Origin of the sequence: Mesorhizobium kowhaii, from assembly GCF_003253745.1 — a bacterium.
Taxonomy (GTDB): domain Bacteria; phylum Pseudomonadota; class Alphaproteobacteria; order Rhizobiales; family Rhizobiaceae; genus Mesorhizobium; species Mesorhizobium kowhaii.
This window is the reverse complement of record NZ_MZXV01000004.1, coordinates 1-13,449: the sequence shown is the minus strand read 5'-3', so window position 1 is coordinate 13,449 and position 13,449 is coordinate 1. Positions and strand designations below refer to the sequence as shown.

The following is a 13,449-nucleotide window of genomic DNA, read 5'->3' as shown; positions in this document are numbered from 1 at the left end:
ACATCGGCAACAACAATCCGGTGAAGCTGGCCGCCTATGTCGAGGCGCTGGAAAACGCGCTTGGCAGAAAGGCCATCATCGAACTGCTGCCGCTGCAGGCCGGCGACGTGCCCGATACCTTTGCCGATACATCGGCGCTGGAGCAGGCGGTCGGCTACCGCCCGACGACGACGGTGGCCGAGGGGGTCGGGCGGTTTGTGGATTGGTACCAGGCGTATTTTGGACTGACCTAGCTGAGGTCGCATCTCGGCGCGAAATAGTCCGGCCGTTTGTCCAGCGCCGAGATTGACAAGCCATTGCATGGAACCTAAGCACGAGCGGTTTATGTCAGGGGCTGGGGGTTTAGGCATGTCAAGGAGAACTTCTTGAAAGGAATTATCCTTGCTGGAGGCAGCGGAACGCGGCTCTATCCGCTAACGTTGGCAGTCTCTAAGCAAATCCTTCCGATATACGACAAGCCGATGATCTATTATCCGCTGAGCGTTTTGATGCTCGCGGGTATCCGTGAAATTCTGATCATTTCGACGCCGCGGGATCTGCCGGTTTTCCGCGAGTTGCTTGGCGACGGATCGAACTTCGGGCTTGAGCTGTCCTATGCCGAGCAACCGCAACCCAACGGGCTCGCGGAAGCCTTCATCATCGGCCGTGACTTCATCGGCAAGGACAGCGTGTCGATGATCCTGGGCGACAACATCTATTTCGGCGAAGGCCTGTCGCAGCTCTGCCGTGCAGCGGCATCGCGCGAAAAGGGGGCTTCGGTGTTCGCCTATCATGTCGAGGATCCCCAACGTTATGGTGTCGTTTCCTTCGACAAGGTCACCGGAACAGCCCTGACAATCGAGGAAAAGCCAGCCCAGCCGAAATCCAACTGGGCTGTCACCGGTCTCTATTTCTATGACAACGATGTCGTTGACATCGCCCCCGCGATCCGCCCGTCGGCGCGTGGCGAACTCGAGATCACGGCGGTCAATAACGTCTATCTCGATCGTGGCCAGCTGCATGTGCACCGGTTGGGGCGCGGTTACGCCTGGCTCGACACCGGCACCCATGACAGCTTGCACGAAGCGTCCTCCTTCGTGCGCACGATCGAACATCGGCAGGGCATCAAGGTTGCCTGCCCGGAGGAAATCGCCTTCGAACAGGGTTGGCTGACGGCGGACGATGTCCTCCGGCGCGCCACCCGACTGGGAAAAAACGAGTATGCCGCCTATCTGCGCCGGCGTGTCGTCGAGCGGTTGGAGGAGTAAATGCTGGAGGTCAGGTCCCTTGGCATCGAAGGCGTGCTGGAAATCATTCCGAAACGACATGGCGACGCCCGCGGTTTCTTTGTCGAAACCTATCATGCCGAACGCTTTTCGCAGGCCGGCATAGACTTGCGTTTCGTACAGGACAATCAGTCTTATTCCGCCGCGGCAGGCGTCCTGCGCGGGCTTCATTACCAGCTTGCGCCGCGAGCTCAGGACAAGCTGCTGCGTGTCACTCGGGGTGCGCTGCTGGACGTGGCAGTCGACATTCGCCGTAGCTCGCCAACCTTCGGAAAATGGGTTGCGCTCGAAATTACCGCTGAAAAGGGCAACCAGATTCTGGTGCCAAAGGGCTTTGCGCATGGCTTCGTGACGCTCGTGCCGGACACCGAAGTCTTGTACAAGGTGACTGATACCTATTCGCCCGAACACGACCGCTCGATCCGTTTCGACGATCCTGCCATCGGCATCGACTGGCCGTCATTGGCTGGCGGGTTCCAGCTTTCGGACAAGGACCTCAAGGCGCCGGTGTTGGCCGCCGCCGAGGTGTTCGCTTGATGGGTTGTATGAGGACAGCAGCATGAATTTTCTAGTGACAGGCGGCGCCGGCTTCATCGGCTCGGCGGTGTGCCGGCATCTGTGCGCCAACCCGGCCTATCGCGTGACCAATCTCGACAAGCTTACCTATGCGGGCAATCTGGCCTCGTTGCGGCCGATCGAGAATGCACACAATTACCGCTTCGCTCATGCCGATATCTGCGATGAGAGGGCGGTGCTCGACATTCTGCATCGGGACGAAATCGACATCGTCATGAACCTTGCCGCCGAAAGCCATGTCGACCGCTCGATCGACGGACCCGGCGCCTTCATCGAGACCAACATCGTCGGCACCTACAAGGTTCTGAATGCCACCCTGGAATATTGGCGCGGCCTTCCGGACGACAAGAAAAACCGCTTCCGCTTCCATCATGTCTCGACCGACGAGGTGTTCGGCGATCTTCCTTTCGACGGCGGTCTGTTCGTTGAGGAAACACCTTACGCGCCGTCTTCGCCCTATTCCGCCTCGAAGGCGGCTTCGGACCATCTGGTGCGGGCCTGGCACGAAACCTACGGCCTGCCGATCGTGCTTTCCAATTGTTCGAACAATTATGGACCGTATCACTTTCCCGAAAAGCTGATCCCGCTGGTCATCCTCAACGCGCTCGACGAAAAAACGCTGCCGGTCTATGGCGCCGGCGCCAATGTGCGCGACTGGCTGTTCGTCGAGGATCATGCGCGCGCGCTGGAGCTGGTTGCCACCAAGGGCACGCCAGGCGAGAGCTACAATGTCGGTGGCAATTCGGAGCGGACGAACCTGGGCGTCGTCGAGACGATCTGCGATCTGCTCGACCGCCGCCGTCCGCGGGCCGGCGGCAAGAGCTATCGAGATCTGATCTCTTTCGTCACCGATCGTCCGGGCCATGACCGCCGCTATGCCATTGACGCCTCCAAGATCGGTCGCGAGCTTGGCTGGGCGCCCAAGGAGAATTTCGACAGCGGCCTGGCGAGAACCGTGGACTGGTTTCTCGACAACAAATGGTGGTGGGGGCCGATCCGCGAAGAGCGCTATGCCGGTGAGAGGTTGGGCGAAGCGCGCAAGGGTGCCGCGTGAGGCTCGTTGTCACCGGTCGCGAAGGCCAGGTCGCGACAAGCCTTCTGGAGGCCGGCCAGGGGCGTGCCGGCGTGGAAGTCGTCGCCATTGGCCGTCCGGAGCTCGACCTGGCAAACCCCGACACCGTCATCGACGCCATTGCGGCCGCGAAGCCGGATATCGTCGTGTCGGCTGCCGCTTACACCGCCGTGGACCAGGCCGAGGATGAGCCCGATCTGGCATTCGCAGTGAACGCTGTCGGCGCCGGCAAGGTGGCCGAAGCCGCAGCGCAGCTTGGCATTCCCGTCATCCATCTTTCGACCGACTATGTCTTCGATGGCAGCGCTTCTGGCGCCTATGTCGAAACCGACGCAACCGCACCGCGCAGCGTCTATGGTACCTCCAAGCTTGCCGGCGAACAGGCGGTGGCAGCCGCCAACCCCCGCCATCTGATCCTGCGCACGGCATGGGTCTACAGCCCGTTCGGCAAGAATTTCGTCAAGACCATGCTGCGGCTTGCCGCCGACCGAGATGAGATCTCGGTGGTAGCCGATCAGTGGGGAAATCCCACCTCCGCGCTTGATATCGCCGACGCAATCCTGCATGCGGCGGCGATGCTGCACGGCGACAAGAGCTTCACTGCGTTCGGTGTCTATCACCTGGCCGGCACAGGCGAGACCAACTGGAGCGGCTTTGCCCGCCATATCCTGGACACAAGCCGAGTGTCTGGTGGTCCTTGGGCGCGGGTAAGGGACATTGCTACGATGGACTACCCGACCAAGGCGCGACGCCCCGCCAATTCCCGGCTATCGAGCGCGAAATTCGCCTCCGTCTTCGGATGGAATGCGCCGGACTGGCGGCTGTCGACTGAAGCGGTGGCGCGTCGTGTCCTGGTCTGAGAGACGGGATGGGCCTGGGGCATGAAGAAGGACCCGTCACCGAAAAACATGCGCGATGCAGAGGCCGGCCCACAGGTTGTCGGCCCAGAGGCAGCCGCCCCAGAGGCGGTCGGCCCAGAGGCGGTCGACGGAGTGCCGGCGAGCGTTCGGGCCAAGGCGCATGCCGCGCCGTTTGGAGCGCTTACCCCTTCACTTCGCGACCTGTACAATGCCCATAGCGGCAAAGTGTCGGACAAATGGTCTACCTATCTGGACGCATATGACCGCGTTTTCTTGGACTATCGGAACAAGCCGGTTCGACTGCTGGAAATTGGCGTTCAAAACGGTGGTTCGCTCGAAATTTGGCCGCGATATTTCCCGAATTCGGAGCTTATTCTTGGCTGCGATATCGACACTGCCTGCAGCGGCCTGGTTTTCGACGATCAGAAGATCGCTGTGGTCATCGGCGATGCCAATACTGATGAGATAGAAAGAAAAATTGTTACAAAATCCGCGACATTCGACATCATAATTGATGACGGATCGCATACATCGTCAGACATAGTGCGCTCTTTCGCCCGTTATTTCCCTCATCTTTCTGATGGAGGGGTTTACATAGCGGAAGATTTGCATTGCAGTTACTGGCAGGAATTCGAGGGCGGTCTCTATGATCCTCTTTCGTCGATGTCGTTCTTCAAGCGCCTGCTCGATGTGGTCAACCATGAGCATTGGGGACTGCCCCGCTTTCGGGCGGATGCTTTAGCCACTTTCTCCGATAGGTATAAAATCGTATTCGGGGAAGCTTCGCTGGCATCCATTCATTCCGTCGAGTTTTTGAACTCGCTCTGTATTGTAACCAAGCGGCCAAGTCAGGAAAATTCTCTCGGGGTTCGCGATGTGCAAGGCCAGGTTGCACTTGCCGACAGGGGAATGGTTTCTCTTGACGGCACGACAAGCAAAGCGCGCGATCAAACCGGAAACCCATGGTCCCTAGCGTCGACGACCATGGAGGAGGAAATCGAGACCAACCGGGCGTTGGTGACGAGCCGCGGGGCGCGCATAGAGGAACTCTCCCGCGAGGTAGCCGAGATACGCGAACAGCTCCAGGGAGGCCGCGACCAGATCGCACGGATGGAGGCACATCTCGTCGAGAGAGTTGAAGAGATCCAGGTTTTGCAAGGAGAAATATCGGCTGCGCACGCGACTGCGAGTGTGCTGCGGGCCGAGCGCGACAACGAAATCGCACGAGCGCAAGCGGTGACAACTGCGCTCCAGGCAAGAATAGAGCAAAACGAACGGGTCGTTCAAGAGTTCAAGGACTCAACGAGCTGGCGAATAACCAGCCCCCTGCGAGCGCTATCCGTGAATATCAGGTGGCTACTGAAAAGGGTCGCTGCGGTTTTTCGTTGAAAGCGAAATTGAATTGGAGATAGGCAGCTCTGCTCTTAGCCTCTCCATCGGAAATCCGTTTCTTCAGAACAGGCCAACATCAAGCCACCGGATATGCTTTCTCGTTTGCGCGACGGCTGATCGTTCCAGTCGCGCCGGCTTGTGGCGTTTGGGACGCACACCGGACCTATCCAGCAGTCTGCTTGCCAAGCCGTCGAATTTCTGGTTGCGCAGTCTGGCGGTGTGTGCGAGGTGCCACCTACACCAACGCAAGGCAATACACAGCAAACGCAGGACTGCAGAACTAATGTCGGCCACCGTTCGCACCCTCTCTGTCAGCCGTTCAACCCCCGCTTTCGCGATCGCGTCTGTTGGTCCGATCGCGGTGTTCCTGGTTGCGCTCCTGCTGACGGTGCAGGCGAGAGGTGCTCCGGATAACGACTATTGGGGCATTTTCGCTTCAATGGTCCGATCGCTGGACGGGGTACCGACGCTGTCGGACCTGTATGTAACGGCAAACGAGCATATCATTGCCGGCGCAAAACTGTTTTATCTGCTGAATTTTCATCTTACCCACGGCGACAATATCGGCCTCTCGGTCACTGTTGTCGCGTTCTCCCTTCTCATAGCGCTGGTTTTTTCAGGCGCACTCTCGCTCTCTGCGCGGTCCTGGTTTGAAGCGTTGGTCGTCGGGATAGCCGTATCGGTGTTTGTGTTCAGTCCACTCGCCGCACACAATTTCTTTGTTGGCATGAGTGGGGTAGCCTGGATCGGCGCAAATTTCTTCACCGTGCTGGCTGTATTGGCTTTTTGGCAGTCGACCGAAAAAGATATGCCGCTGGGTTATCTGGCTGCGATAGCATTGGCTGTCATTGCCACGCAATTTTACAGCACGGGCCTGACCGCATTGTGTGCGATCGGCATCCAGGGATTTTGCACCGCCAAGACGCGGCGGCTCGGTATTTTGATTTTCGCGGTGGGCTTGGCCTTCGTGATTTATATCGCAGTGTATCAGAAGGTCCCCGACTATCACCCCGCACGCGATTTCAATCCAATAGAGATTGCACTGTTTTGCCTGACATTCATTGGTGGCGGCATCGTCACAACCGAGTCAACCGCAATTCCGTTGGGCGCGATTGGAATTGGAGCGGCCGCTCTGATCGTCGGGGTTTGCCTTTTGCGGCCTGGCGAAAGCAGGTATCGATCAGCCTTCTGGATTGCGATCATGGCCTATGCCGTAATGTCGAGTGTGTTGGCGGCTATTGGTCGATCGAATATGGGAGGAGACGCGGCAGCCTTAGCCAGCAGATATGCAACCCTTCCAGCGCTTTTTTGGGTCGGACTGTTTGGAGCAGTTTCATGTCTGGTGTGGCGCGTTGATTTCAATCGTCGTCTGTCGATCGCGATATTCGTGGCGGCAGCCGCGGTAATCGTCGTCAACGGCATGCCGCGGGTGCAGGCGGCTCTTGTCAGGGCTGAAGGAAAAGATCTCGCAACATTGGCATTGTCGCTCGGCGTCAAAGACCCCGACATGATGCAATACGTTACATGGGCTGGGGTTGATTACTATAATGTCGAAGACAATCTGAGGAAATTCAATCATGTCCCGTTCGACGGCAGGGATTTTGGCTGCCCCGCGCTCGGCGCGGAGCTGGCAATCCCCACCCAGCCGAACAGCTTGACGGGCTACATCGATGCCGTGTCCAAAATACAAGATCCGCAGTGGGGACGCGTCTCCGGTTGGGCCGCGGACACGTCGAACAGATGGCCCCCACTGCTGGGCAGCGATATTCTTTCCACCTACCGCTGCATTGCCTTCGTTGACGGCACGGGAACGGTCGTAGGGTTGGGATTGGGAGGAGCGCATCGGCCGGACGTGGCAAAGTTCCTCGGGCGAGGGCGTGACGACTATGGCTGGAGTGGCTACATAGATCTTCGACGTGTGCCGGCTAGCCCCGCTTCTCGATTGATATATGCAGTTTTGCCTACGCCGTCCGGGTGGACGAGATTGCAGGCCCCTGGGGTTGGAATCCAGTTTTGAAAAATACCTATGTAAGCGTCGTAAGATTCGCCAGGAAAGTAGCTGAGCGCTGCGGATTACTTGCGGCGCTGGAGCGGTCGAACAGCCGCTTTGCCCTCTGGATCAGAAGTCTGTTCGGCATCTACGACAGCGCCGACCTGGTTCGGCTTGACATGCCATGGTGGACATTCTCCGCGATTGATGCCGTGAATGTTTTTCTGGCCTCGCGCAATCACAAGGCTCGTATCTATGAATTTGGTGCTGGCGCCAGCACCGTTTGGTTGGCGAAACGAAGCGGCTCCGTCGATTCCGTCGAGCATGACGCTCCGTTCGCGCAGACCATGGGCGGCATTTTTGGCGCCTATCCCAACATCGCCGTGCGAGTTGTGGAGCCAGTAGCCGCTTCCGCTTCCAGCAAGGCCAGGTCCAATCGAAAGGGATATACGGAATGCTCGTTCGATCAATACGTGTCATCGATTGATCGGGTCGACGGCACCTTCGACCTCATTGTGATCGACGGCCGGGCAAGGGTTTCCTGCCTGGCGAAATCGGTTAGCCGCCTGTCTCCGGGCGGTATGATTTTGTTCGACAACAGCAACAGGCCCGAATATCGCCAGGCCATCAATTCTTGCGGCCTGCAGGAGCGCGTGACACGGGGGCTTGCGCCTGCATTGCCATTCCCCAGCCAGACCTCCATTTTGACGCAGAGGGCCTGACGTGCAGACCGTATCGATACTGGTGCCTGTAAAGGACGAGCAAGACACTGTTCAGGCTTTGATTGGCCAAATCGAGGCGGCCTTTGAGCAGATCGATACCGCCTCGCTCAAGGAGGTCATCTTTGTTGACGACGGGAGCCGGGACAATACCTGGAAGGAGATTCTGGCCGCCACCAAGGCTTACCCCCATGTGAAAGGCGTTCGGCTTCGGAGGAATTTCGGCAAGGCAGCCGCGCTCCAGGCAGGGATCTCCAATGCGTCGGGCAATGTCATCGTCACGATGGATGGAGACCTGCAAGACGACCCGAAGGAAATCTCACGTTTTCTGGACGAGATCCGAGCGGGCTCCGATGTCGTTTCGGGATGGAAGCAGGTGCGCCATGATCCGCTCGGCAAGACGCTGCCTTCAAAGCTGTTCAATCGAGTGACGGCGAAGGTCACCGGCGTCAGCTTGCACGATTTCAACTGCGGCTTCAAAGCCTACCGCTCCGAGGTGTTCGACAACATTCGCCTCTATGGTGAGCTGCATCGCTTCGTTCCAGCCTTGGCTTATGCGACTGGTTTCAAGGTCAGTGAGATCGTCGTCCAGCACCACCCACGCCGATTTGGAAAATCCAAATATGGGGTTGGTCGCCTCCTGAAGGGTTTCCTGGACCTGCTTACAGTCGTGACCATCACGAAGTTCAATTCGCGCCCCGGCCATCTTTTCGGTGGTCTGGGTGTGGCCGTCATCTCGATCGGCTTTCTGATTTTCTTGTTTCTCTGCGCGCGGTGGTTTGGCGGTGAAGCCATTGGCGGCCGGCCGTTGCTGCTTGTTTCGACGCTCTTGATGATCGTCGGTGTGCAGTTCACGCTGTTCGGCATGGTCGCCGAGTTGATTGTTGCGACCCGTGGCGATCGCGACCCGGGCATTGTCGCCGAAATTGCAAGTTCCGACGGCAGGCTGCCTGTGAAGCCGATCGGCGCTCGTGCCGAACTCTAGGATCATTCGTGCCGGCGGCGCTGTCATTGCCGTCGCGGCAATGTTCTTTGTCATACGCTCCGTCTACGGATACGCTGACCAGCTCGCCGAGATGCTGCAGCGTCCTCGGTTCATTGTCGTGGTCGTGGCCTGTGCGCTTCTCTATGCACTCGCTCTGCAGCTTGTGGGGCTCGCCTGGTTCACCCTGTTGGTTTCGGTCGGAGAAAAGGCAATCTCTCCGATCCGTGCAATGCGCGTTTTCGCGCGTACCCAAGTCTACAAATATCTGCCAACCAACGTAATCCATCTCGTCGGACGCTTTGTCCTGGCGGCTCGATATGGTGCCGCAAAGGATGCGCTTTCTTACGCGCAGGTGATGGAGATCGTTTTGATGGTCCTCGCTTCCGGAAGCGTAGCACTCCTTTTCTCGTTCTCTTTCCTGCTTAAAATCGGTGAGGACTACGGAATAAGCCGCTATCTTGCCTCCGCGGTCTATATCGGTGCCGGCCTGGCGGCCCTCATGCTTGCCCCCCTTGTCGCGGGCCGATATTTCAAGCAGAGCCAAAAACACCTCGCATTTTCGATGGCTGCGATCAGTGTCGCTTGCTATGGCCTTTTTTTCCTTGCCAATGGCTTGATCGTCGTCCTCCTTGTCCATGTGCTGTACGGACCCACGATTGAGTGGCAGATGGTGATCGGGGTCTCAGCCGCCGGTTGGTTGCTTGGTTTTGTTGTACCTGGGGCTCCCGGCGGTTTGGGTGTGAGAGAAGCCGTTTTTATCGCTGGTCTTTCGTCGATCGGCATACCCGCGGCTGCGGCCACCGCCGTTGCAGTTGCGCATCGGGTCATCACTCTTCTGGGCGATGTTCTCTTGTCGGCTGGGGAGTTTGGCTATCGAAAATGGACCGCGGAACCAGATTAGAGCGCATAGTATTGCGCGTGACTATCGAATGCGACACCTCAAATCCAATTCGACTGGAGCGGATGCTCTATACCTGTTCAAATGAGATCGACGCTGATAACGAACAGCCTGGTTAATGGAACATGGAATGCGGCTTGAATGTCCAAAACATGTGTGGTGACCGGTGGAGCCGGTTTCATTGGATGCGCGTTGTCCGCCAAATTGGCGGATCGTTTCGGGCGTGTAATTGTCATCGACAGTTTGCATCCGCAGATTCACGCTGAGCGAAAGCGTCCCGCCGAACTTGATCCTCGCGTTGAACTGATGGTTGCCGATGTGACCGAGGCTTCTACCTGGGCGCAGGCATTGGACACGGCCCGACCTGAGATTGTGGTGCATCTGGCGGCTGAAACGGGCACGGGACAGTCGCTCACAGAGGCCTCTCGCCACGCGATAGCAAATGTCCTTGGCACAACCCGCATGTTGGATGCCTTCGCCACGGCATCGCATGTTCCTGAGCGTTTTGTCCTGGCTTCGAGCCGCGCCGTCTACGGAGAAGGGGCATGGCGGTCCAGAAATCCAGGAGAGGTAACCTATCCGGGTCAGAGATCGAAGCAGCAGCTTGAACGCGCGGAGTGGGATTTTCCCGGGCTCGAACCTCTCCCCATGGACGCGGAAAAAACGATACCGAATCCAACCAGCATCTACGGAGCAACCAAACTAACCCAGGAACAGATATTGCGAGCTTGGGCTCTTTCGTTCGGAACAACCGTCAACGTGCTGCGCCTTCAGAACGTATATGGTCCCGGCCAATCCCTGACGAATAGCTACACGGGAATTGTGTCGTTGTTCATCAGGATGGCCAAGGAAGGCAAGAGCATCCCGATCTATGAAGACGGGGATATCGGAAGGGACTTCGTTTTCATCGACGATGTCGCCGCGGCGATTGACAAGGCCACGAGAACAGATCTGTCGCAATCGTTCGCCTATGATGTCGGCACTGGCTCCAAGACCACGGTTCTCGATCTGGCGAGGATCATCGCAAAGCGGTATGGAGCGCCGGAGCCGCACGTCAACGGCATGTTCCGCAACGGCGACGTGCGCTGCGCTGTCGCCAACATTGACAGGACGGTCCGCGAACTGGAATGGCGACCTTTGAAAAGTGTGGACGAGGGGATCGGCCAGCTTTCCGAATGGATAGATTCACAGCTCGGCTAAGACTGGGCCTCCTAGAATTGGTTTGGCGATCTGGATTTCTTGAGGGGACGAGGAATGAGCTCTGTATTGCGTCGGGTTGCTGTGTTTTCGCTGTATAATGAACGTGGCATCGCAGACGACTATGTCATATTTCTGCTTACAAAGCTGCGAGAATTGGTTGAGAGGATCGTTGTTGTCTCCAATGGGAATCTTTCAAAACATTCTGAAGTCGCTGTGGAAAAGGTATGTGACCAGCTTCTGATCCGTGAGAACGAGGGATTTGATGTCGGGGGATACAAAGCCGGGATGGAAGCCATCGGCTTTGATGAACTTTCCAAGTATGACGAACTTATCCTGCTGAACGATACTTGCTACGGGCCTCTTTTCCCCTTTTCGGAAATGTTTTCGGAAATGGAAGGACGGAATTCTGATTTCTGGGGCGCTTCTGCCCATCGGGAAATGACACCAAACCCATTTACCGGAACGGGTTATCTGCCTTGGCATCTCCAGACGTTCTTGGTCGCTATCCGGAAAGATATGTTGAAGTCACGCGCCTTCAAAAGATACTGGGAGAATCTGCCGGAGATAAAAACTTACGTCGATGCTGTTTTGCTTCACGAGTCACAGTTTACCAAGCATTTTACTGATCTAGGCTATTCAGCAGAAGCATATGTTGACCCAAATGACTATGGTTCGCACTATCCAGCATTTATCGACGTGGACGAAACAATCATCAATCGCTTTCCTCTGCTAAAGCGGCGTCTCTTTTTTAATGATCCGATTTTCTTGGAGCATAATGCGGTCGATTTGCCACGCGCATTGCGGATACTTAAAGAGACATCCGACTACGACCTCAACTTGATTTGGCGCAATGTTTTACGCACTTCGGAATTGAGGAATCTCAATACCAACGCGGCGCTGATGAGCGTCCTGCCGGACAAGCGGATCAAAGACGATGCCGCCGACTACGGCAAGGTCGCTGTCTGCGCGCATATTTACTACACCGATATGCTCGACGAGATGCTGGATCTGACCGAGAACATTCCGGTTGCCTATGATTTCATTGCCACCACGGATACGCCTGAAAAGAAGGCCGAGATTGACGCCGCCTTGGCAAAGCGCCCTGGCATAAACAAGGCCATCGTCCGCGTTGTCGAACAGAACCGCGGTCGCGACATGTCGGCGTTTTTCATCTCCACGCGCGATCTGCTGGTCGACGATCGTTATGACCTTGTCTGCCGCGTGCATAGCAAAAAAACGCCTCAGGTGCAGGCGTCGAAGGGCAACCTTTTCAAACGGCATATGTTTGACAATCTGCTGAATACAAGCGGCTACGTGCACAATGTGCTGGACATGTTTCACGACAACCCGTCGATCGGGTTCGCCATTCCGCCGATGATTCATATTTCATTTCCAACCATGGGGCACTCATGGTTTGGCAACAAGGCCAAGGTTGAGGAAACCGCGCGCCTGTTGAAGATCGACGTCAAGTTCGATGACACCACTCCGGTGGCTGCCTATGGCGGCATGTTCTGGTTCCGGCCGCGCGCCCTGCGCAAATTGTTCGAACACAAGTGGAGATGGGAAGAGTTCGATCCCGAACCGTATTTTGACGACGGCGATTTGGCTCATGCGCTCGAGCGGTTGATGGCCTACGCGGCCCAGGATGCGGGTTACACAACGCAGCACATTGTGTGCGCGCATCAGGCGGCGCACGATTACACGATGCTGGAGTTCAAACTGCAAAAGCTTGCAAGCATGATGCCGTCGGCCGAATTCCTGAACCAGTGTTATATGTTGTCTGAGTGGAAGAAGTCCGGCTATCCCTTGGGAGCGCAGGCGCCAATGTCGCAGGCGCCAGTGCCGCCGCCGTCGCCGTCGCCGTCGGTAAAACGATCTCTGGCTAAACTCAATCTGGCGACCAAAAGCTCTCTGAAGTTTAGAATGCCGATACTATTCACAATACTAAGGCCATTCTATCGCGGCGCGAGGGGCGTATTAAAACAAAACTATCAGCGTAATGAATAGCGCATTCGGTGACAATAATAATTATCATGGACATGAAGTTTACGGTATAAATTGTAGGAGCATCAAGGTGCATCGTATTGCCGTATTTTCTCTCTACAACGAACGCGGAATTGTGGATGACTATGTCATCTTTCTGCTCGAAAAATTGCGAGAGTTCGTGGAGAGGATTGTTGTCGTTTCCAACGGAGACCTGACCAAGCATTCGGAAGTCGCGGTTGAAAAGGTATGTGACCAGCTTCTGATCCGTGAGAACGAGGGATTCGATGTCGGGGGATACAAGGCCGGAATGGAAGCCATCGGCTTTGATGCTCTTTCTGAGTATGACGAACTTATCCTGCTGAACGATACTTGCTACGGACCTATTTTCCCCTTTTCGGAAATGTTTTCGGAAATGGAAGGACGGAATTCTGATTTCTGGGGCGCTTCTGCCCATCGGGAAATGACACCAAACCCATTTACCGGAACGGGTTATCTGCCTTGGCATC

Annotated in this window: 12 protein-coding genes and 1 pseudogene; all 13 read left to right on the top strand. The window is 56.6% G+C overall.

Annotated features, from left to right (window positions below):
- Positions 1 to 233, top strand: a pseudogene (locus B5V02_RS00710) (capsular biosynthesis protein CpsI); the annotation flags it as partial.
- A gap of 132 nt (positions 234 to 365) precedes the next feature.
- Positions 366 to 1,247 (top strand): glucose-1-phosphate thymidylyltransferase RfbA, encoded by an 882-nt coding sequence (gene rfbA, locus B5V02_RS00705; protein ID WP_111542366.1) that lies wholly within the window; start codon positions 366 to 368, stop codon positions 1,245 to 1,247.
- On the top strand, positions 1,248 to 1,802 hold the full coding sequence (gene rfbC, locus B5V02_RS00700; RefSeq protein ID WP_111542365.1) for a dTDP-4-dehydrorhamnose 3,5-epimerase: 555 nt from the start codon (positions 1,248 to 1,250) through the stop codon (positions 1,800 to 1,802).
- A gap of 22 nt (positions 1,803 to 1,824) precedes the next feature.
- Positions 1,825 to 2,895: a dTDP-glucose 4,6-dehydratase gene (gene rfbB / locus B5V02_RS00695; RefSeq protein ID WP_111542367.1), complete on the top strand. Its 1,071-nt coding sequence runs from the start codon at positions 1,825 to 1,827 to the stop codon at positions 2,893 to 2,895.
- Complete coding sequence (gene rfbD, locus B5V02_RS00690; protein WP_111542364.1) at positions 2,892 to 3,773, top strand: dTDP-4-dehydrorhamnose reductase; 882 nt, start codon at positions 2,892 to 2,894, stop codon at positions 3,771 to 3,773. The genes rfbB and rfbD overlap by 4 nt, the downstream gene beginning before the upstream one ends.
- A 21-nt stretch (positions 3,774 to 3,794) precedes the next feature.
- Entirely contained in the window at positions 3,795 to 5,162 is a 1,368-nt protein-coding gene (locus B5V02_RS41020; protein ID WP_208647022.1) for a class I SAM-dependent methyltransferase, read from the top strand.
- Positions 5,163 to 5,448: 286 nt separating this feature from the next.
- Complete coding sequence (locus B5V02_RS00680) at positions 5,449 to 7,182, top strand: hypothetical protein (RefSeq protein ID WP_146605989.1); 1,734 nt, start codon at positions 5,449 to 5,451, stop codon at positions 7,180 to 7,182.
- A complete protein-coding gene (locus tag B5V02_RS00675) occupies positions 7,179 to 7,877 on the top strand; it encodes an O-methyltransferase (protein ID WP_111542362.1) in 699 nt (232 codons plus the stop codon). Before B5V02_RS00680 ends, B5V02_RS00675 begins: the two co-directional genes overlap by 4 nt.
- 1 nt (position 7,878) lies before the next feature.
- A complete protein-coding gene (locus B5V02_RS00670) occupies positions 7,879 to 8,859 on the top strand; it encodes a glycosyltransferase family 2 protein (protein WP_111542361.1) in 981 nt (326 codons plus the stop codon).
- The gene (locus tag B5V02_RS00665; protein WP_281004882.1) at positions 8,846 to 9,760 is read left to right on the top strand and encodes a lysylphosphatidylglycerol synthase transmembrane domain-containing protein; all 915 of its coding nucleotides are present in this window, start codon (positions 8,846 to 8,848) and stop codon (positions 9,758 to 9,760) included. The genes B5V02_RS00670 and B5V02_RS00665 overlap by 14 nt, the downstream gene beginning before the upstream one ends.
- A 138-nt stretch (positions 9,761 to 9,898) precedes the next feature.
- Complete coding sequence (locus B5V02_RS00660; RefSeq protein ID WP_111542359.1) at positions 9,899 to 10,957, top strand: NAD-dependent epimerase/dehydratase family protein; 1,059 nt, start codon at positions 9,899 to 9,901, stop codon at positions 10,955 to 10,957.
- Between the two features lie 54 nt (positions 10,958 to 11,011).
- Complete coding sequence (locus B5V02_RS00655) at positions 11,012 to 12,964, top strand: rhamnan synthesis F family protein (RefSeq protein WP_245445566.1); 1,953 nt, start codon at positions 11,012 to 11,014, stop codon at positions 12,962 to 12,964.
- A 67-nt stretch (positions 12,965 to 13,031) separates the two neighbouring features.
- On the top strand, positions 13,032 to 13,449 hold a 418-nt coding region (locus B5V02_RS00650), incomplete at its 3' end, for a rhamnan synthesis F family protein (protein WP_281004881.1).

Coding starts and splice junctions, on each gene's coding strand:
- rfbC (WP_111542365.1), top strand. CDS start 1,248: ATGCTGGAGGTCAGGTCCCTTGGCATCGAAGGCGTGCTGGAAATCATT.
- rfbB (WP_111542367.1), top strand. CDS start 1,825: ATGAATTTTCTAGTGACAGGCGGCGCCGGCTTCATCGGCTCGGCGGTG.
- B5V02_RS41020 (WP_208647022.1), top strand. CDS start 3,795: ATGAAGAAGGACCCGTCACCGAAAAACATGCGCGATGCAGAGGCCGGC.
- B5V02_RS00680 (WP_146605989.1), top strand. CDS start 5,449: ATGTCGGCCACCGTTCGCACCCTCTCTGTCAGCCGTTCAACCCCCGCT.
- B5V02_RS00660 (WP_111542359.1), top strand. CDS start 9,899: ATGTCCAAAACATGTGTGGTGACCGGTGGAGCCGGTTTCATTGGATGC.
- B5V02_RS00655 (WP_245445566.1), top strand. CDS start 11,012: ATGAGCTCTGTATTGCGTCGGGTTGCTGTGTTTTCGCTGTATAATGAA.